The following is a 20705-nucleotide window of genomic DNA, read 5'->3' on the forward strand; positions in this document are numbered from 1 at the left end:
CCGCAGCCGCTGGATGATGCGCTTAGCGATGCAGCGCGAAATCACCTCAGATGATCTAATCCAGAAAACCCATTGGCCCAACATTGATCTGATCGGTGCGCAGCTGAAACCTCTACTGGGCGGAATTCCAAATTCCCGTTTGGCGCATGGCCGCACGCGTTGGAAGCTTTGGGATGCGCTAACCGACCGGCTAGAAGCCGATGGTGTACTGGACAACTACGATGTCATCTTCCTCGATACGCCGCCCGCGCTTGCTATCTGACGATCAATGGATTGGCCGCCGCTGACATCTTGCTGGTGCCCTTGGGCGCGTCCTTCCTTGAGTTTGATTCCACAGGGCGTTTCTTTGACATGCTGCACGCGACATTCTCCTCAATCGAAGACGGGGAAAACGTCGCTGCACGTGCCCTGGGCCAACCAGAGGTTAACTTCGAATGGGATGCGGTGCGCGCGGTCATCACCCGTTTTGACAGCACCCAGCAGGCCGAAATGGCGGCACTCATGCAAGCCTATTTAGGGCCAACCTTGTCACCCCACCGTCAGGGTTTTACAGCACTGATCGGGCAAGCGGGCGAAAGCGTGAATGGTATCTATGAGGCCGACTACCGTGATTTTAACCGTGAGACCTATGCCCGGGGCCGCGAGACCTTTGATGAAACCTATGCCGCGTTCAAAAAGCTTTTGATCGGCGCATGGGCACGGGACGTGGCAGAAGAGGGCGCGTCATGAACCACCCTACCCTCCCTTTGAACTGCGTACGTCGGGCTAACCCTTTTTTCACTCTTTCTGCAGGAGGCTACCATGGCCAAACGTAAACGCCTTGCTGTTCCGGACCCGTCCCAGATCGCAGCGCCGGAGACTAAAGCCATGGACATTCCAATTGGATATGCGCCCGATCACATGAAGCGCCGCGCGCCGATCGCCGATGTCGCGGGGCAGGCGGCCACAACCGCCGCGTTAGAGACTGTCGCGGGCGAAATGCAGGCGGCCCGCGAAGAGGGGCGCTTGGTTCAGAAGATCCCGCTCGACGCAGTAGATGCCGCCCATATGATCCGCGACCGGATCACAATCGACCCCGAAGAAATGGCAACACTCGAAGCTTCTCTTCTGGCACGCGGGCAGCAGACCCCGATTGAGGTGGTCGAGACAACACCGGGCCGCTACGGGCTGATCTCTGGTTGGCGCCGTATTAGTGCCTTACGCAGCCTCGCACAGCGTGGGGGGGGCCGGGCAATGTGCTGGCGCTGATCCGTAAACCGGATACCGCCTCAGATGCCTATATCGCCATGGTCGAGGAAAACGAAATCCGTGTCGGCCTCAGCTATTTTGAACGGGCCAGTATCGTCGCTGGCTCTGTTCGTGAAGGCGTGTTTCGCAACGAAAAAGAGGCCCTGAATAGCCTTTTCGCGGCCGCTTCTCGTGCCAAACGGTCTAAGATTAAAAGCTTCCTCCCGGTGGTCGAAACCCTCGGCGCTATGTCCGTCACCCTTCAGCACTGACTGAACGCCTCGGCCTCGCGGTATCGACCCGTTTGCAGGCAGAGCCGGAGTGGGGGAAGCGTCTCTATGACAGGCTTCGTAAAGCAGATCCGGCCACGCCGGAGGATGAAGCAGCCTTGATACAAAAGGCTCTGGAGGGCGGTTCATATTCTAAGAAGGTGGGGCAGGGGGCAGCAAAGCCTGCACCCACTATCCCGGCATCGCCAATTACCGTAAGCCGCAGCAAAGGTACGCTGCGCTTATCTGGTCCAGCTGTAACAGATGATTTGATGGATGCAATTGAGGCGTTGGTCCGGGATTGGAAGGCATAGTCTCAGGTGTCGCCAGAAAATGGCATACCCAAATGTTTCGCACGCGAAACATAATTTTACAAGGTACTGTTATATATAAAGAAAATAAATCTTTCTTAGGAAGGGATGGTAAATTCTAGTGTTATCCTTCGGGATATTCACACAGGTTCTGCACGAACTCGCCACTTAGTACCGATAGTGTGGTGTCACTAGCGTGGTAATGAAATCGAACGGCGTTTACTGGATACTGGCGTTCGAGATTATTCTGGTGAATGCGCGTTAAGCAGGACAATGCGCCGTCTTTCGGGCCGCACTCTACGGTGTGTTGGGCACAAACCTAACGCAGAACCATAGTCTGAGACCATCGTTGGTATTGAAGCTAGTGGCCAGATGTGCCCCCACCTGTGCGCTTGGAAGAGTGCCAAGCACGTCACCGTCTGGCCTTGCTTGGCCTCAGGCAACAAAACTTCCGGAGAGAATTTGCTATCTTCGCGGAGACGACGGTCCTCCAGTCGTGCAGCCGATCTGTTTCGTCTGGTTGTCGTGACGATTGACAAAAAGCGACACGGCCTTGGGTGCCTTTTACCGGCGGCTGGGAACGCGCATAGGCAAGCGAAAGGCAGTGACGGCCACGGCGCGCAAGATCGCAATCTACGACTCCATCCGCTATAGCATCACCTATCAGGATAAGGACGCCGCAGCTTTTGATGATCGACATCGGCAACGCGTCTCTGAGACCTCCAGCAGCGTCTCAAACAATGGGCTATGCAAAACCACTGTTGAGACCTGAGACCCGGTTATGGCCACCCGCTGCGCAATTTGAGGGCTGCGCAGACGGCCATAACGTCTCCACGGCACTTCTTTCCGACTGAACTGGCCCCCATTTCGACCGGACACCTCGGACTGACCAAGGAGGCTTAAGGATAGCCTTAAGCACATGCTTATGTCTGCGATGGAAATCATTACTGATGGTGGGCGCCGTCGACGCTGGTCTGCGGCTGAAAAGCTGCGGATCGTTGAAGAGACCCTCTACGACGGGGATAGTGTTTCGGCCGTTGCTCGTCGTAATGGCGTGGCGCCCAATCTGTTGTATCGTTGGCGTAGATTGATGCTTGAGGGAGGGAGTGTCGCTGTGACAGGAGATGAAAGCGTGACCAGCAATAAGGCTGTTCGAGAGATGGAAGCCCGCGTTCGGGAGCTTGAGCGTCAGCTGGGACGCAAAACGCTGGAAGTGGAGATCTTGAAGGAAGCGCTCGACAAGTCCCGCTCAAAAAAACCGACCTTGCTTGCGCGTGCCTGCGGCACCTCAAACCGGGCGGTTCCCGATGAAGGCGGTGGCACAGACGTTAGGCGTATCCCGTTCGAACCTACATGAACGGCAGAGGGGAAGCACGGAGCCGCGTCGGAGCTATTATAAAGCTCAGGACGCGGCGCTCTTGCCACGTATCGAGTGTTTGGTGGCGGAACGCCCAACCTATGGCTACCGTCGGATCTGTGCAGTGCTGAACCTGGAACTCAAGGCAGAAGGCCTTGCCCCGGCAAATCATAAACGCGTCTATCGCAGGCCAATCACCTGCTGCTGGAGCGATCCGGCTTCGACCGGCCCGAACGCGCCCACGATGGCAAGGTCATCATGATGCGGTCGAACTTGCGCTGGTGCTCTGACGGGCTGGAGTTCACCTGCTGGAATGGCGATGTTATCCGCGCGGCGTTCTTGCTCGATGCTCATGATCGCGAGGTCATCGCTTGGCGGGCTGTCGCCAATGCCGGGATTAGCGGCTCGGACGTGCGTGACATGCTTCTGGAGGCCGTCGAAAAACGCTTCGGCAGCTATTACGCCCCAGAGGTTGTTGAGGTCTTATCCGACAATGGAAGCGCTTACACAGCAAAGGAAACCCGCATCTTCGCTCGCCAGATCGGCCTGAAGTCATGCTTCACCCCAGTCGCCAGCCCGCAATCTAACGGCATGTCCGAAGCCTTCGTAAAGACGCTCAAACGCGATTACGTACGCGTCAATCCACTACCCAATGCCGAAACCGTTTTGAATTTGATAGGAGAATGGATCGAGGACTATAACGACAACCACCTAGACAGCGGCCTAAGATGGCGATCGCCTCGAGAGTTCATCAAGGCTAAAACCGAAACCGCTTAGGTGTCCGGTGAAACGGGGGCCGGTCCACCGACATGCTATGAGACCGAGTTCACCAGTCAAGCGATCTTAAAATGGGCCGACGAGAACAAGGTGCTTTGGCACTACATCGATCCGGGTAAGCCTCGGCAAAACGCTTTCGTTGAAAGCCTCAACGGCAGGCTTAGGGATGAGCTTCTGAACGAGGAAATCTTCGATAGTGTGGAGGACGCACGGAGCAAGCTTGCCCTCCGGCGTTATGATTACAACACGGTCAGACCGCACTCGTCCCTGGACAACCAGACACCGCAGCAAGCGCGCCGAGCGTTTGAGCAATCTGAGGGCTCCACGCCCGGCGCACTTGCGCCAGACGGAGAAGCCGAATACCGAAATCCAACCTGTAGACTCTCGTTATGAACGATGATCCGGCGGAGGGCAGGTCTAAAAAAGGTAACAGGGCAGGGGTTGGGCGGATTCTGAGACCTAGATCAGGGAACTCAATAGGGAGTAAGTCAGACCTACACGCGTCAAACTTTGCATCACTTGCATTGTTTTAACAGTGCTGTGCAGCGCTTGAACTGATAGTTGGGCTAGGTTAGGCAGCGAAGAGCTCTTAACGTTACTTGATGCACGGCGTATCAAACATTCGCACGGAGTAAATTGGTGATGAAGAAAATATATGGGCACCCGTGGGAGCTTTTGCGTCGGACGCAACATCTCACGAAAACTGGAACAGTACTTAGACAACCGAATTCAATCCAAGATATCTTTCCGAGAAACAGAAATACAATTATAAGCTACTTTTTTGCCAACTAAAGGGATCGGTATGTCACCTAATAGAAAAACTGGTCACGTTTGGTTGTTTTCAGAAAGTTGCACAGCTGAATTCTCCCAAGAACTAGCCGGAATATTTCCTAAAATCAAAAAGTTGAATGAAGGGACAGCTTCCAGTGAAGCTCATGTTTTTCAGAATCAAAAAGGAATTATCCTTGTTGGTCGCGGCCTCGTTGATACACTTGTAACTACAATAGCGCAACGCTCTGATCCACTTGAAAAACTTGAAGAGTGGAAGTTAGAGACGGCGAACATCCTAGCAGTATATCGACGTAGCCGAAGAAAAGCCTCTATGTTTTTGATGGAGGAAATTATAACTGATCCTAACCGTGCCATTCGAGAAGTTTCTCGTAAAACCGGGTACAATGTACGATATCCAACTACATTAACTAATGGGCAAAGTATAGAGCGAAGCGCATTGCACTGGTTGCTCGCCGAGGCTTTAGCTACAAGAGACGTTGAGGCGCAAAAGCTTAGCGAAGAACTTGAAGCGTCATCGATACCACTCGTTGAACGTAAGAAGGAAAAGCTTGATACGGCACTTGCTGCGTTGAAGTGCTGCGCTCAACTACAATACGACGCCGACGTAAAAGAACAGCAAAGTGTAGAACTTGAAATTCTAGAAAAAAAAGTGTCGGATCAGCTAGAAGCCCTTATTGAAGCAGACACACAAGCAACTGAAGTCAAACTTCTTGTTGAGCAAGCTAATGCTACAAAAATAGAAATGACGCAGCTATTAGGTGAAAACCGATTTGCCGAAGCTGAGATCGAAATGCTCTTGTCTCAAATAATCTCGTTGCAACACTCGGTTGAAGAGGTATTCAATGAGCTTCAGGATGCACTACAGTATAAAGAAATAGCCTCTGAGCGAGATAGGGAAATATTAAGCCTGAATAACCGAATAGGAGAAATCATCTCTGAACGGGATCAGGAAATAAAAAGCCTAAATGTCCGAATCGAAGAAATCATCTTTCAGCGAGATAAAAAATACTGGACTTAAATAGTCGAATGAATAGTTTGGAATTTTCTAACGCGACTTTAGATAGGTCGGTTAAAGAGAAAAATAGGATGATTGAGGATCTCTACCAATCGTCCTCTTGGCGTATAACCGCACCACTACGGTTTATAAAAAAGTCTCTTAGTAAGTAATTATCCGTTCAAAGCTAGATGTTAGTAGAGTTATGTTGAGGGCCCTATGTACTGGCGAAAAAAATACTATCGTACCCTTTGGAAATCTACCCTTCCATTGACCAGACGATTTGATCTTTCAAACGGGCTTTTCTCTGGTCGGGAAGCCTATATTTTCGCTGCTGGCCCTTCTTTAAAGAATGTCGACGTCGAATCTCTCCGTTTACGGCTTGATAAGTCGCTTGTTATTTGCATCAAACAATCGATCGATATCGTAGATTTCGATTGTGATGCACTGATTATGAACTTTTGTAACTTCAGTGGATATGAGTGGGATCGCATACAGTGCCCCACTTTTTGGACTACGTTCGATCGTAAGCACAATGAAATGATTCAGGCGAAGGGTGCAAATTGTAATGCTACGTTTGAGGTTGTAGAGAATGGCCCTAATACCGCCGCCGGTTTCTCCCTAAGTACTGCTGGCGGTAACCGGTGGGAAAACTTAGACAAAATCACCGATGGAAAAGCTCGATGGGGGCCAGGGCTTATGTATGAACTCGCAATCCCGCTCGCCCTACTAGCAGGGGTGTCTCATATTAATCTAGTTTCATGGGACATAGGCACAATCAGTCAAGAGAATGATACAGCATTTCATAATGAACACTTCTATGAGCAAAATAAAGTGGAAATGAGTACCAAAATCACGAATCTTGAAATCACTACTGTTGCCAATTCAACTTTAGCCCTTAGAAATTGGTTAGCTGCGAAAGGCGTCGGTTTGTCGGTGATCTCAGACCGCAGTCTTGTACATGAAAGTATTCCGCGAAAGCCAGAGTGGATTATTCAATGAAAGTTCTAACTTTGGATTGGAGAAAGTTTGGCGACTTCAGTGCAGTTGGCCAACTTACTCAGAAGATTTTTTCCCATGGTTCTGGCTATAGTATTCATCCCGTGCAATGCATCAACAATACAGATTGCCGTGTTTTTGAAGTTGGGTCAGATAAGGCTGTTGTGGACGTTTACAAAAGCAATATACACCACGACGCTGTTCTTAATTATGTTTCAGAACTTAAGCCCTCTGTTTTCTATGTACGCCTTTCTCCACACATTCCGACTCTCGAATTAGCCTGTAAGCTAATTTCACGTTTTCACGAAGTTCCACTAATTGTCCATTATATGGACAAACCCAGCTTTTCAGAGATGTCGAACACTCGTATTGCCTATGTTCAGCATATGTATGACGTTTTAGTTAAGAATGCAGACCAGTTTTTAACTATCCACAGTTCAAGTATAGAAGATTTGGAGAAATGCTTCGGATATAAGCCTAAGGTGCTCGCTAACTTTATTCGTAAGCCGGTATCAAAAACATCAGCTAATGTAGGCTTTTCCGGACAGCCAATCAAGATATTCTATTTTGGTAGCATTGATAAAAAGATGAACGAGAGCGCTATTGCTAGCCTGGCTCAAGAGGTTTCTTCTAATCAATGGGTTTCATTGTCTCTCTGGTCCAACAGTGGACTCTGGGGAGAGATTAAACAACTAGTCGAAAACTCGCAAAATATTCATGCTTTTAAATCCAACCTTGATGTCGAACAATTCCAAAGAAAGATGAGCGAGGCTGACATACTATTGCTACCATATAATTTTGACGAAACGTCGAAAATTTTTTTGAAGCATAGCTTTTCTAATAAGTTTGTCGACTACCTTGAAGCTGGGGGTGTGATTCTATGTCTTGGACCGGCGGAGATCCCTACTGTAATGGCATGTAAGGAAAGTGGTTTAGCTCTCGTTCTTGAGAGCAAAAGTGCATTGAAAGCGGCTTTCTCATCCGAAGAAGCGTTTAGAAATGCATTAGGAACCCTTGATCTTGAGAGTTACAATGCAAAAGCAGAATCCTTGAGGAGAGCTCAGGAGGTTCTTGTTGAGGAATTTTTCGATTCTATGGAACGTATTGTGAGCCGGGGCTCCAAGCGTACATTTCGAACTAAAGACATTACTTCTAAATCACATATCGAAGAAACAATGTTGGGCGTTTTGATCCGCCAGAAATTCTTTGACCATGCGCAACCGGTGGAACAGCAATCCCTGGTTTCGTCTTTAATGGCAGAAATTTTGCGGCGACGCGGTTATAAGGGCCTTCAGTATGAAATTTAGTATTGCCGCGCATGCGGAAAGCTATGGAAAACACCGTTTCTCGAATAATGAGATACTCAATAAACTTGCCAAAGAAGTGGAAGTATCTGATGATCTGACGTTCGTATGGTGGGTTGAAAAAATGTTCCTAAGCCCGAAGTACGAAGAAATCACTCGACAAATGATGGAGAAGCCTTGGTTCGGCGTTATGCACGTTCCATTGCTCACTCCTAATTGGGCGATGTATTCCCAAAATAACTTATCGAAGATGTATTTCATGGGCGAGTGGCGCATGGCTTTGAAAAATTGTCGCGGGATTATTACTTTATCTGATCATATGCGAAAGCAAGTGAAGGCTATTTATCCAGAACTTGATGTCTTTTCTTTAAAGCATCCCATGCCCGGGACCGTAAAGCGTTTTGATCTGGAATCGTACATTAATGACCCTAAGCTTCTATTGGTAGGAGCTTGGCTTAGGGATTTTAGCAAGTTCGTCAGTCTTGAAACAAATATAAGAAAATTTATTGTTATAAATCATTATGCTAGGGATTTTATAGAGCAACGCTATAAGAAATATCAACCTAATATTCTAAAAGACGTTCTCAGCCACGATCACGTAGGGTTTCTTGATAATCAGGACTATGATGACTTGATATGTTCTTCTGTACTTTATCTTAGTCTTCATGAAACCTCGGCCAACAATGCCATCTGCGAATGCGTCCAGTACTCAGTACCTTTCGTGGCTCGACGCCATCCTGCAATTGAAGAATATGCAGGCGAAGAATATCCTCTTTTGTGGAGGATGACACGTTCTTAGATATTTCGGTCGATCAAGTTATTGAAGCGCATAAGTATCTTGAGGCGAGAAATGATTTGAAAAAGGATTTGAATATTTCTTCCTTTATAGATGGTATTAGGGCTATATATTCAAGAATGGAGCACAATTAAAGTCAGCATGTTGAGCTATCTGTTCATTTTTACTGAGAACTGAATCGGTAGTTTCTACCGAGATTTGACCTATTCTCAGTTATGCGTCGTGGTTAACCTGCCCCTGCGAAGTTTCTCACCGTGATGTAGAGGCTGCGCCAACTTTGAAGGAGCAGGCATATGCGAAAAAGCCGCTTTACGGGTGCACAAATTATCGGAATGCTGCTCAAGGAGCAGGAAGCGGGATACCAACCGCTGAGATGTGCCGCAGGCATGGCCTGTGCACCTACAAGCTGAAGGCTAAGTATGGCGGCCTGGACGTGTCCGAGGCCGCCGAGTTGAGGGCGCATGAGGACGAGAACGCCAAGCTCAAGCGCCTATTGGTCGGCACCATGCTGGACAACGTCGTGTTGAAGGATTTGCTGGGAATGGAGGCCGCCAGCCCGCCATCGGTTCGAGGGTAAGGTCGAGCCTGACGACATTGACGAGCGAAGGCGCTTCTTACCTGGAACAGCGATCAGAACTTCATGGTGGGCTTTTGCGATATCAATCGCCACCAAAACAGGCTCGGCTTGTGCAATAGTGGTATCGGTCATAGTCGGTCTCTATTGCAGCGTGGTTTGCTGCAGAACCACTGTAGGGGCCTGAGACCCGGCTATGGTCACCTGCTGCGCTATTTGAGGGATGCGCAGACAATCATAGTCTCTCAATCAGCGCTATTCCAGAGGTGTTATGGGACGGAGTTCACCAGTCAGGCCATGCTGAAATGGGCGGACGAGAATGAGGTGCCGTTGCACTACATTGATCCGGGTAAGCCGCAGCAAAACGCCTTTATCGAGAGCTTCAACGGCAGCCTGCGGGACGATCTGCTGAACGAGGAGATATTCGACACCCTAGGTGACGCACGGCGCAAGTTGGCCCTGTGGCGCTACGACTACAATGCGGTCAGGCCACACTCGTCCCTGTCCAACCAGACAAGACCAACATAATTATTTATGTCAAGATAAGAAAGTATTCTAGAGGGAGAAATCTATACTTAATTCACTAATGCTGCTAACACTAGAAATTTTCTCTTTCCTAAGAAATTCAGCCCAATCGGGCAACTCGCTCCATCCGCTGACGAAAACAAAATCAATACCAGCCGCATGTGAAGCACGATAGTCATAAGTGCTATCGCCTAGAAAAAGAGCTTTGGGGTTATAGTCTGAGCTGCCTGCTCTCTCGACAAGATAGCTTCTTTGCTGTCTGGGCTGCCAAAAATACCGCCATCAAAATAATGATCTATTCCCCGAGCGGCAAATATTTCCCGGAGTTCCGTTTGATCCCCTCCCGAAACAATCAACCAAGTTTGGTTGGGCATGGCTTCACGCAGGTCGCCTAGCCCCTTACAAACAGCGCACTCCATCAGCCCTTCTTTCACGGCGATCGCGTAATCTTTCAAAAGAGATTGTAAAGCCAATCCACCGGAATTGGGTTCAATACCCTTTATAATATTCTTAAGAAAATACTCAAATTTTGCATATCTAGAAATTCCACCGTTGATAAGGTGGTAAGTTACCAAAGCATCAGCTGCCGCTGCGCCATAGGGTAAGGCAGCTTGGCGAAAGGCTTCTGTCTTAATGCGGTTCGAATCCAGGATCACCCCATCGCAATCGAAAACCAGGGTTCTATAGTCAATTAGCTTCATAGTTCCCAATGCCGCTTCAACGCGGCTTCTACGGGGGCGATATCTTCTGGCACATCTACGGCCATCGTCCCGGGTGAAGTTTCGTACATAACTATATTTCGCCCTAGTTCCTGAAACCGCAGGATCTCAATATCTTCATGCTTCTCTAATGTGCCTTTGCGTCCAAAGTCCGAAAAGGCTTGTAGTTCCTCCCCGGTGAACCCATAGATACAAACTTGCTTTTTGTAGCGCATCGGCGCATCTTCGGGTTCTTTGAACCCAGGAATTACAGTCCGAGACATGTAGACCATAACATCGTTCTCGGTAGTGATTACCTTGGGTATATTTACACTATGGGGTCTTCGTTTTCGCTGATCCAAGCAAAACCGTTAACGATATGAGTGGGGTTAGCCATCTTGATTTCGACACAGCGCTTGATGTCATTTGGGTTCACTAATGGCTCGTCTCCTTGCACATTAATGTAGATGTCATAGTCGAGCATCTGTGCGGCTTCGGCCAAACGATCTGTACCGGTTAAAGCCGTCTTACTTGTCATTAAAGCTTTGAAACCTGCGGCCTCAACCACATCTACAATACGTGCATCTTCCGTAGCGATATATACATGGTCCTGCCCTACAGCGCGGGCGCTTAGTTCCGCCACCCAAAGGATCATTGCCTTTCCAAGGAGAGGGGCAAGCGGTTTGCCTGGATAGCGGGTTGATGCATAGCGTGCTGGGATGATTACGCAAGCGGTCATAGGTCACATTCCATATATAGAAACCTGTTTCAGATGCTCATATCGCGATGGGGTAATAGATACTATTTCTGGGCTGCCGGGCACCTCATCGAATAGCCGTAGGATATCCTCTGCCTCGCGATTACGTTGATCACCTTCTCTATACCCGTCAAACCCTGCTAGAAAAATCCGTTTGGCGCGTCCTGACCCTGCTATAGCCAATGCGTAGGCCATCACCAAAAGGCTGGGGGATACACAATAAGTTTCTGAAAAATAGAACCCATCTGAAAGGCTTATACCAAAGTCCAGAACGTCTTTGTCTTGAAGTGGGCTACGCATATCGTCAGTCAACATTGAAAACGGTACGATTAGGGGCTGACGCAGAGAGGTAAGATAGGTTTCGCTATCTGCCATCAAACGAACCGGATGGCACGCCGCCCGGAGTTCTATCAGTTCCTCATCAATTCCGCTTTGTGTGTTGAGCGCAATTACAATAGGCTTACTCTTTCGTATATAGGATTCAAGGGCAATACGATGCTCAGAAACCCCAGCCCCAGCTCCCAAAATCAGAACGTCGCGACCCGCAAGCAAGTTTTTGGGGGACCAATGACCTTGGGCTGTGCTTTTGTAGAAGTTACGGGCATTATACAAAGTATTGTCATTGTAGCTTTTACCGCCAGTCCTACGCAAATGCTCAATAACCGCTAAGATATCCTCTTCTGAATAGCGGGAGTCCATCAGCATATTTTGTATATAGGTGGGGTGTATGCCATGTTTTCCAGACAAGAAGTAAAATGGATTGGTGCCCCACCCATAACGTTCTTTCATCGGAAGGAAGTACTTGCGTAGGAGCGCCATTAAAGGGACTAAATTTGCCGGGCGGTTGCGCAAGGCCTGCGCCTCAATCACTAGTTCCTCAGTGCGGGCATTGCCGGGCCCCCTCCCCATTCCAGTTACTGTAGCATCTAGCCAAGTAGCACCTTCCGTATGCGCGCGTAGGGTGTTTTGGAGAGCGAGGCCCATGTTGTCATGAGTGTGTATGCCAATCGGACCATCCCATTGCTCGCGCAGCCAGCCAATGATACGTGTGGTGTCGTCGGGCGTCATACTGCCCATACTGTCAGCGAAATAGAGCACCTCAAGTGGGTACTCACAGGCGGCGAGTGCCAGATCCAAAACCTCCTCTCGGCTCCGATCTGCAATCTGCATCAGGTTGAAGCCAACCCGATAGCCTCGTTCAGTTAGCCATGTAACCGCGGGAAGGACGCTCCTAACCTCACGAAGGTGGCAAGCAAAGCGAACGAGATCAACTGGCGTATCCTTTGCGGGTACCGGAAAGAGCTTTTCCAAAGTCGGGATTAAACCGAGGTCGGTCATCAGGTCGCTTCCATTGACCATTACCGCCACGGTGAGTTCTTTAGGAATATCAAGGCTTTGCAGGAACTCGTCGCTAGTGTATGCGCAGGGCCTTTAAAGCCGCTATTTTGCAAAAAGCGGAAACCCATTTCGACAATATCTACTTGTGCTGCATTCATTGCAAGTAGATATGAATTCACTAGATCAGGTGCGAAATCCCACGCATTATAGTATCCGCCATCCCGCAATGTGCAATCGAGAATCAAAGTTTTAGAGGTCAAAAGAGCTTCTCCACTATAGATTTACTTGACTTATCCCGAGATAGCCATGGAGAACAAGCGCATTGGGGCGACATAGTGTGAGGTTTGGAGCTAAAGTTCCTGGTTAAGCTGAAATCTATGTGGCTTGACCCTCGTGTCACCCTCGACCGCGGCGCCACTGTTGATCGGGGAACTGCAGCCTTTGACTAGCCCTGACAGTTTTCGGCTTCGATAGCCTGACACGTATAATATGACAACTGACCAAAGGAGATCGGAACTTAAGTAGATTAAACACCTATTACAGAAATGGTGTTGATAGTATGGTTCTTTTGGCAAGTAATTGCTTATTAGCGACCAGTATGGCCTTACAGTCTTAAGTTGATCTGAACTTTCGTTCGATTCCAAAACGGATCCTCTAATGCACGATATTTCCCTCCCAGCACCCGGCACCTTAATAATCATCGGGCAGCCTCCCGCTTATCTTGATGACTTTTGTTTTTCGGGGCAAGCAGAACGGACCATTGTGGTAGAGCCGGATCCGATGTTAGCTGCAGAAGCAGAAACACGGTTAGGCGGCGCGGCTGAGATTCAGATAATAACCGCGGCCCCCTGGGATGGAAAGCCACAGGTTGAGCTTAAGACTTTCAATTTTCCAGGCTTGCGCAGTCTCTATTCGCCGAACAAGAGATTGAAAAGGCTTTTACCCGGGCTGAAAGAGTGTGGCCGGATTGCCGTGGAAAGCATTGCCCTTAAAACTTTAACAGAAAAGTTTGTAGATTTGCGAAGCCCTGTACATGTCATGATACACTTGCCGGGATCGGAATGCCGGATTATCGATTTTTGGCAGAAATGGGGGTTTCTGCAAGAGGTCGATCAGCTTGATATATTATGCTGCGCAGAAGCTTTCTTTCATCAAGGCGAAAACGTTGATGAGGTCCAGAGTGTGTGTGCCGAAAACGCTTTTGATCTTGTTTCCAGAATTGACGATGACCCCGACTGGCCGATGCTGACCTTTCGTGCCTGCCTAGAAAAGCGAGAGCTGGTAGCACTACGTAAGGAGTATAGCCAACTTGATATAGATTTAACTGCAACAAAAGCAGGTTTGGAAGAGCAGTTTAAAGCTAGAGAATCCGCACAGTTACAAACTGCTGAAGCTCAGGGGCGCGCCGACGAAGCAGAAATGGCACTAGAAGAATTAAAAGTAACTTTGAAGGCTCGAGAGGACGCTTTGTCGGAGGCTAAAGTAAAGGAGCAAGCTGCACAGTTAGAAATCGCTACGGTTCAAAGGCGCGCCGACGAAGCAGAAATGACACTAGAAGAATTGAAAGTGAATTTGAAGGCGCTAGAGGGCGCTTTGGCGGAGGCTAGGGAGCAGTCTGAAACTGATAGCGCCATTCGTAGCTTAATAGAGCAGGTCCAGGCAGACAGCACGAAGCGTACCAAAGAATTGCAGTCCGCGAATGAAGAGCTATCTATAGCCCTACGAATGCAGTCGGTACTCCAAGCTGACTTGTCCGATTTGCGTAGTCGTTTTGCGGAATCTGAACGGCAGCGCCGCGAGCAGGAAAAACTACTCACTAAGCTTACTCCTCGTTTGCAGCAGGCGGCCGAGCAGCTCCAATATTTGAGTCTACCGAATGAGGAGCCTCCGGCCGCAGAAGCCTTTGAAGGTTCCAAAGAATGACCGTAAGTAATAAGATCGATTTAGCCCGGAATATTCAGGAGGCGCTCGCTTTCCTACAAGAACAAACAGATTTACCGAAATCTGGGGTGACTGAGCCGCTAGGTAGTCTGCTGTCGCAATGCGAAGAAGCGCTCGCCGCGAGCCCTGCCCCTGCGCCAATTCGTACTATTCATCACTTTGCTTGTACGGGGGTACTTTAATTAGTAAATGTTTGGCACTTGTGCCAAATGTGACTTTGCTGAGCGAAATCGACCCACTCAGCCAGATGCAGAATGGAAAATCGAATCGCTTCCATCCTAGTGATTTCCTTTATGCGGCACGTAGTGGCCTGCGCCCGATTAGTGAGCAGATGACTATCCGCAGTTTCAACGCGGGAATTGCGGAGCTGCATCGTGCCCTTGGGGAAGTGGGGCGGTATCTAGTGTTGCGCGACCATGCCCATAGTCAGTTCTGTACCGAGGCCGACCCCTTTGCCCGGCCAAGCCTACGCGCAATACTTCAGCGGGTCATGCCAGTGCAATCGGTGCTTACCCTACGCCATCCTCTAGATTCTTTTCTATCACTGGATAGCAACGGTTGGCATCACTTTAAACCTTTCACATTAGAAACTTACGCTAAGCGATATGAGTGCTTTTTATCAGAGTACGAAGACCTCCCTAAGTTCCGCTATGAAGATTTCGTCGCTAACCCAGAAACCGAGCTGGAAAAGATCTGTACTATTCTTAAGTTGCCGTTTCATTCGGGTACAACAGCGCTTCTTAAAGTAGTTGAACTCACGGGCGATAGCGGTCGTTCTTCGTCTCGGATAGCCCCGAGGGTTCGACGCGAGTTGCCTGAAGGTATCGCGCAACAAATGAAATCCAGTAATGCTTATCGGCGGCTTTGTACTCGTCTGGACTATCCGCTACATGATGAATGAAATGCAGCTAGCCAGGGCATAATTCAACAGGACAAAAGTGCTGGCAGCATAAATATTCCAAGAGGATTCGTCGAAGATGAAGAAAGCGATTGTTACCGGGGTGACGGGGCAAGATGGTTCCTATCTTGCAGAGTTTCTATTAGAGAAGGGTTATGAGGTGCATGGCATAAAGCGCCGTGCCTCATCCTTCAACACCCAGCGGATCGATCATATCTACGAAGACCCGCATATGAATCATACGCGGTTCAAACTGCATTACGGTGATCTGACCGACACCTCCAACCTGACCCGCATTCTTTCTGAGGTCGGCCCCGATGAGGTCTATAACCTCGGCGCACAATCACATGTGGCGGTGAGCTTTGAGGCCCCAGAATATACCGCCGATGTCGACGCTATCGGCACCCTGCGCCTGCTCGAGGCAATCCGCTTTTTGGGGATGGAGAAAACCACCCGTTTTTACCAAGCCTCAACGTCTGAGCTCTACGGTCTTGTCCAAGAAACACCGCAAACCGAAACAACACCTTTCCACCCGCGTTCGCCCTATGCGGTGGCCAAAATGTACGCCTATTGGATCGCAGTGAACTACCGGGAGGCCTATGGCATGTATGCTTGCAACGGTATTTTGTTCAATCACGAGTCCCCCGCCGTGGTGAGACTTTCGTGACTCGCAAGATTACCCGTGGTCTGGCTAACATTGCTCAAGGATTAGAGCCTTGTCTTTATATGGGCAACATCGACAGCCTTCGGGATTGGGGCCATGCTAAGGATTATGTTCGGATGCAGTGGATGATGCTCCAGCAAGACAGGCCCGAAGACTTTGTGATCGCCACAGGCGTGCAATATTCGGTGCGCGAGTTTATCACTTGGACCGGTAAGGAGCTGGGCCTGACGCTGGAGTTTACCGGCAACGGCGTTGATGAAATCGCGACGGTCACTGCTATCGAAGGCGCTATGGCGCCAGGTGTGAAGGTTGGTGATGTGGTGATGCGCATTGACCCGCGCTATTTCCGTCCGGCAGAGGTTGAAACACTGCTGGGTGATCCGGCCAAGGCCAAAAAAGTACTGGGCTGGGTGCCAGAGATTACCGCGCAGGAGATGTGTGCCGAGATGGTAGCCGAAGACTTGCGCACAGCGCGGCGACATGCCCTGCTGAAAGAGCATGGCTATGCACTGCCGATCAGCGTGGAGCAGGGCTAACATGCGAAAGATCTATATCGCAGGGCATCGCGGCATGGTCGGCAGCGCGATTCTGCGCCGGTTGGAGGCGCGAAAAGCGGCGGGCGAAGACCTTCAATTGATCACGCGCACTCATGCGGAACTGGATTTAACGGCTCAAGCTGCCGTGCGCGATTTTATGCAGGACGAGAAGCCAGATGTCGTGATCCTTGCTGCGGCCAAGGTCGGGGGTATTCACGCCAATAATGCCTATCCGGCGGACTTCATCTATGAAAATTTGATGATCGAATGTAACGTCATCCATCAGGCCTTTGCCGCAGGTGTGGCCCGTCTGTTACAACTTGGCTCAAGCTGCATCTACCCGCGCGCCGTAGCACAGCCGATGAAGGAAGATGCGCTGCTGACCGGTGTGCTCGAACCCACTAACGAGCCTTATGCTGTCGCCAAAATCGCTGGGATTAAACTCTGTGAGAGCTATAACAGGCAGCATGGCACGGATTACCGCTCGGTTATGCCCACTAATCTCTATGGCCCCGGCGACAACTTCCATCCCGAGAACTCTCATGTGCTGCCCGCGCTAATCCGGCGGTTTCATGAGGCCGCCCAAGCGGACGACGAAGAGGTGCGGATCTGGGGATCAGGTAAGCCGCGGCGCGAGTTTTTGCATGTTGATGATATGGCCGAAGCGAGCCTCTTCGTACTTGGCCTTGACCCCAAAACCTATGCTGCCAACACCGAACCGATGCTGAGCCATATCAACGTGGGTACGGGGATCGATGTTTCAATCATGGAACTGGCGCAGATGGTGGCCAAGGTGACTGGTTTTCAGGGGCGTATTACCAACGATCCTAGCAAACCGGACGGTACCCTGCGCAAGCTGATGGATGTGAGCCGTTTGGCAGATATGGGCTGGCAGGCGTCAATAGACCTCGAAAAAGGGCTGCAGGGCACCTATGACTGGTTTATCAAAAACCAAGATAGCATTCGCCACTGACCCGTATTTTCAAGGATATTTCATGACACATATTGTTCACCCTATTCTTCTTGCTGGCGGCTCTGGGACGCGGCTGTGGCCACTTTCGCGCAAAAGCTATCCGAAGCAATTCGCCCAACTGATGGGCGATGAGAGCTTGTTTCAGGCGTCGGCCCTGCGGCTTTCGGGCGAAGGCTTTGCCGCGCCGGTGATCCTGACGGGGCGGACTTCCGTTTCATCGTGACTGAGCAATTGGCCGCCGTGGAAATTGCGGCTGCGGGTATTTTAATCGAACCCGAAGGGCGCAATACGGCGCCTGCGATCCTTGCTGCTGCCCTCAACCTTGCGGCACGTGCGCCCGAAGCATTGATGCTCGTCGCGCCTTCGGACCATGTAATCCCGGATGCGGCAGGCTTCCGTGCGGCTGTTCAAGGTGCGACCGAGGCCGCGCAGGCAGGTCAGTTGGTGACTTTTGGCATTCGGCCTGACCGGGCAGAAACCGGCTATGGCTGGCTGGAGATGAGCGAAGCGCCAAATGCCGATTTTGCCCCCGTGCCACAGCCCTTAAAGCGTTTCGTTGAAAAACCCGATAGTGCTTCTGCCCAAGCGATGCTTGAGGGCGGCCAGCACCTTTGGAACGCAGGTATTTTCCTCTTTTCAGTGCAAACGATCATCGCCGCTTTCGAGGCCCATGCCCCTGAGATGCTGACACAGGTGCGCACGGCCGTTGATCAGGCAGAACAGGATCTCGGCTTCACTCGTCTGGCACCCGACGCTTGGGCGCAGGTCGAAGATATCTCAATTGACTATGCAGTGATGGAGAAGGCCGACAACCTGAGCGTTGTGCCCTACGGCGGTGTTTGGTCAGATTTGGGTGGCTGGGACGCCGTTTGGCGCGAGATGGGGCCGGATGAAGCCGGGGTGGTGGCCACGGAATCAGCTACGGCAATTGACTGCGAGAACACCCTACTGCGCGCCGGCGATCCCAGCAGCAATTGGTGGGCATCGGGCTGACTGATATCATTGCGGTGGCTATGCCAGACGCGGTGCTGGTCGCGCATAAAGACCGCGCGCAAGACGTGAAAAAAGCCGTGGCCGCGCTGAAGGCCAAAGGCGCCAAACAAGCTGAGACTCTACCGCGCGATTATCGACCTTGGGGCTGGTTTGAGAGCCTCGTTGTGGGATCACGTTTTCAGGTGAAGCGTATTGTCGTTCATCCCGGTGCCGCTCTCAGCCTACAAAGCCATCATCATCGTGCGGAACACTGGATCGTAGTCGAGGGCACTGCGCAGGTGACCGTAGGCGAAGAGGTGAAACTCGTGACCGAGAACCAGTCGGTCTATATCCCGCTTGGCGCGACCCACCGGATGGAGAACCCTGGAAAGGTGCCCATGGTGCTGATTGAAGTACAGACCGGCAGTTATCTTGGTGAAGATGACATCATTCGCTATGAGGATGTTTATGCGCGCGGGCAGGGGGCGAAGGGGTAACTCTTTACAAGGTGAGGAGCGGGAAATCGCAGACATGCTGTAAAGCGTGCATGACGCCGGTTCCTACGTGGTCGCGACTGCTCTGCCATGCTTCTGCCGGGGTAAACAATTGCTTCAGCGTGGCGATGGCGCTCGGCATTGTCACTGCGGTTTCACTGCCTCGCAGGGCATCCGCAATCCGCGCCGCGCCTTCGTCTGGCGTCATCCCCCATAGGTTCACCCAAGACCTCTCCGGTAAACCCAATTCATGGATGCGGTGCCCAGGGCTCGCCCAATAGATAGGTACCGCTCCGCAGGCAAAAGCGTCGAAGAACTTCTCGGAGATGTAGTCGGGGTGATGGGTGTTCTCAAGCGCACCCATCAAGCGAGTACGCCCATCTAGGCGGGTCAGTTTGTCCATGTGCCAGTCGGTGGTTAGTTCAAAACGGCTTTGGCCACCCTGCCAGCTTTGGCCCAAGCGTTCGACCACACCAATGGTACACGCCTCAGCTAGATCAGTGCGCCATGAACAAAGACCGGTCAGATCTGCCTCGGGCCATTCTACCCAGTGATGCCGCTCGGCGCGGCGTTCAAACATGAAGGCGACGTCGACGGGGCGGCGGGCGAAATCCTCTTGCCAGTCTTGCACGGTGCGCGCGGCATTTCGGGCGAAGCGGTGACGGTAGGCGTTGGCGAAACGATGGTTGGTCAGTAGGTAATAGGGATGTGTTGGAATTTATAGATATCGCTGGTGCAGTGATTGATCTGATGCACGGGCAGGGGGCCCCAGTCGGTCTCGACATAGATCACCGGGTCAAGCGGGCGGCCGCCCCAGATTGTATCCCAAAAGGGCTCTTCGGACAAAAGCACTACGGGGCGTTTGCGGGCGCGCCAGTCCTCAATTACTTCAAACGGTGCGTCTTGGATGTCGAGTACATGGGCCAAGACATAAATATCGGCAAGAGAGGGTCGGTCGACCAATTCGATCTTACCTTCAAAGAGCGGCCATAGTGCCGGATAGCTAAGCGGTGTGCGGTGGCTGTGCCGGCCCGTTTTGAATACTTTGATCACTCTATTTGGCCCATTAGAGACCGCGAAGGCGTGTATAGAGGCTGCGCAGATAATCCGGCCCCGGTAGGGCGAGGTCGAGATCTTGGCGCAGCCTGCCATACGCGCGTGCCAGAATATCGGTGCGGTACTGTTGCTGGGCGGATATCTGCAGGCTCAACTCGGCCTTGGCGCCTAAGCTACCGTCTTTGATCTGCGCATCCAGCAGACACGCAAAGGCACCGGGCTGCTGGGACATGTTTCTTCTGACCGGCCGCGGCAGGTGGGCGACGATATTTGGCAGCGTATTAAGAATAAAGGATGTCTCGGCAGGGGGGCAAAGTGTAAGCTGTTCATCTAGAAAGGGCATCCATTCCGCAAGGCATGCGGCCCGTTCGCTTTTGGGCTGTGCCGCAAGGGCTTCGGCAAAGCTCAACATCGCTGGGGCCGGATTGCTGGGGGCATACAGATGCATCAAAA

General features: G+C 50.9%; 16 protein-coding genes and 6 pseudogenes. 15 read left to right on the forward strand and 7 right to left on the reverse strand.

Features of this window, described 5'->3' with window-relative positions; all coding sequences use genetic code 11:
• The 10 genes and pseudogenes from CUR85_RS18305 to CUR85_RS20645 all read left to right on the forward strand — a co-directional run.
• Positions 1-729: pseudogene (locus CUR85_RS18305) on the forward strand (ParA family protein); the annotation flags it as partial.
• A gap of 72 nt (positions 730-801) precedes the next feature.
• Positions 802-1248 carry a ParB N-terminal domain-containing protein gene (locus tag CUR85_RS18310; RefSeq protein WP_280323072.1) on the forward strand — a complete coding sequence of 149 codons (447 nt, stop codon included), beginning with the start codon at positions 802-804 and terminating at the stop codon, positions 1246-1248.
• Entirely contained in the window at positions 1236-1499 is a 264-nt protein-coding gene (locus CUR85_RS18315) for a hypothetical protein (RefSeq protein WP_280323073.1), read from the forward strand. Before CUR85_RS18310 ends, CUR85_RS18315 begins: the two co-directional genes overlap by 13 nt.
• A gap of 1233 nt (positions 1500-2732) precedes the next feature.
• Positions 2733-3941 (forward strand): annotated as a pseudogene (locus CUR85_RS18320) (IS3 family transposase).
• Positions 3942-3980: 39 nt separating this feature from the next.
• Positions 3981-4334: pseudogene (locus CUR85_RS18325) on the forward strand (integrase core domain-containing protein); the annotation flags it as partial.
• A gap of 409 nt (positions 4335-4743) precedes the next feature.
• Complete coding sequence (locus CUR85_RS18330; RefSeq protein ID WP_280323074.1) at positions 4744-5751, forward strand: hypothetical protein; 1008 nt, start codon at positions 4744-4746, stop codon at positions 5749-5751.
• 246 nt (positions 5752-5997) lie between these two features.
• The gene (locus tag CUR85_RS18335) at positions 5998-6729 is read left to right on the forward strand and encodes a hypothetical protein (protein ID WP_280323075.1); all 732 of its coding nucleotides are present in this window, start codon (positions 5998-6000) and stop codon (positions 6727-6729) included.
• A complete protein-coding gene (locus tag CUR85_RS18340) occupies positions 6726-8033 on the forward strand; it encodes a glycosyltransferase family protein (protein WP_280323076.1) in 1308 nt (435 codons plus the stop codon). Before CUR85_RS18335 ends, CUR85_RS18340 begins: the two co-directional genes overlap by 4 nt.
• Entirely contained in the window at positions 8023-8829 is an 807-nt protein-coding gene (locus CUR85_RS18345) for a glycosyltransferase family protein (RefSeq protein WP_280323077.1), read from the forward strand. The genes CUR85_RS18340 and CUR85_RS18345 overlap by 11 nt, the downstream gene beginning before the upstream one ends.
• A 290-nt stretch (positions 8830-9119) precedes the next feature.
• Positions 9120-9916, forward strand: a pseudogene (locus CUR85_RS20645) (integrase core domain-containing protein); the annotation flags it as partial.
• A gap of 200 nt (positions 9917-10116) precedes the next feature.
• On the opposite strand, the gene CUR85_RS18360 reads toward CUR85_RS20645, so the two are convergent.
• The 4 genes from CUR85_RS18360 to CUR85_RS18375 all read right to left on the reverse strand — a co-directional run bounded on the left by CUR85_RS18360 (position 10117) and on the right by CUR85_RS18375 (position 12718).
• Positions 10117-10626, reverse strand: a complete 510-nt coding sequence (locus tag CUR85_RS18360; RefSeq protein WP_280323078.1) for an HAD family hydrolase — start codon at positions 10624-10626, stop codon at positions 10117-10119.
• Positions 10623-10859, reverse strand: coding sequence for a glycosyltransferase family protein (locus CUR85_RS18365; RefSeq protein ID WP_280323079.1), 237 nt, complete (start codon positions 10857-10859; stop codon positions 10623-10625). Before CUR85_RS18365 ends, CUR85_RS18360 begins: the two co-directional genes overlap by 4 nt.
• 92 nt (positions 10860-10951) lie before the next feature.
• Positions 10952-11362 (reverse strand): cytidylyltransferase domain-containing protein, encoded by a 411-nt coding sequence (locus CUR85_RS18370; RefSeq protein ID WP_280323080.1) that lies wholly within the window; start codon positions 11360-11362, stop codon positions 10952-10954.
• A gap of 3 nt (positions 11363-11365) precedes the next feature.
• A complete protein-coding gene (locus CUR85_RS18375; protein ID WP_280323081.1) occupies positions 11366-12718 on the reverse strand; it encodes a beta/alpha barrel domain-containing protein in 1353 nt (450 codons plus the stop codon).
• Between the two features lie 657 nt (positions 12719-13375).
• On the opposite strand from CUR85_RS18375, the gene CUR85_RS18380 reads away from it, so the two are divergent.
• The 5 genes and pseudogenes from CUR85_RS18380 to CUR85_RS18400 all read left to right on the forward strand — a co-directional run bounded on the left by CUR85_RS18380 (position 13376) and on the right by CUR85_RS18400 (position 19199).
• Entirely contained in the window at positions 13376-14641 is a 1266-nt protein-coding gene (locus CUR85_RS18380) for a coiled-coil domain-containing protein (RefSeq protein ID WP_280323082.1), read from the forward strand.
• A gap of 118 nt (positions 14642-14759) precedes the next feature.
• Positions 14760-15560, forward strand: a complete 801-nt coding sequence (locus CUR85_RS18385) for a sulfotransferase (RefSeq protein ID WP_343245497.1) — start codon at positions 14760-14762, stop codon at positions 15558-15560.
• Between the two features lie 76 nt (positions 15561-15636).
• Positions 15637-16757 (forward strand): annotated as a pseudogene (gene gmd / locus CUR85_RS18390) (GDP-mannose 4,6-dehydratase).
• Between the two features lies 1 nt (position 16758).
• On the forward strand, positions 16759-17730 hold the full coding sequence (gene fcl, locus CUR85_RS18395) for a GDP-L-fucose synthase (protein WP_280323084.1): 972 nt from the start codon (positions 16759-16761) through the stop codon (positions 17728-17730).
• A 22-nt stretch (positions 17731-17752) separates the two neighbouring features.
• A pseudogene (locus tag CUR85_RS18400) lies at positions 17753-19199 on the forward strand (mannose-1-phosphate guanylyltransferase/mannose-6-phosphate isomerase).
• A gap of 4 nt (positions 19200-19203) precedes the next feature.
• Here CUR85_RS18400 and CUR85_RS20455 read toward each other — a convergent pair.
• From CUR85_RS20455 to CUR85_RS18415, 3 genes are read right to left on the reverse strand one after another with little or no spacing between them, the layout of a single operon-like run.
• Entirely contained in the window at positions 19204-19827 is a 624-nt protein-coding gene (locus CUR85_RS20455; RefSeq protein WP_280323085.1) for a glycosyltransferase family 10 domain-containing protein, read from the reverse strand.
• A gap of 59 nt (positions 19828-19886) precedes the next feature.
• Positions 19887-20249, reverse strand: a complete 363-nt coding sequence (locus CUR85_RS18410; protein ID WP_280323086.1) for a hypothetical protein — start codon at positions 20247-20249, stop codon at positions 19887-19889.
• A 13-nt stretch (positions 20250-20262) separates the two neighbouring features.
• Positions 20263-20700 carry a hypothetical protein gene (locus CUR85_RS18415; protein WP_280323087.1) on the reverse strand — a complete coding sequence of 146 codons (438 nt, stop codon included), beginning with the start codon at positions 20698-20700 and terminating at the stop codon, positions 20263-20265.
• Positions 20701-20705: the final 5 nt, after the last annotated feature.

The sequence above is a fragment of the Sulfitobacter faviae genome, assembly GCF_029870955.1.
Classification (GTDB): Bacteria; Pseudomonadota; Alphaproteobacteria; order Rhodobacterales; family Rhodobacteraceae; genus Sulfitobacter; species Sulfitobacter faviae.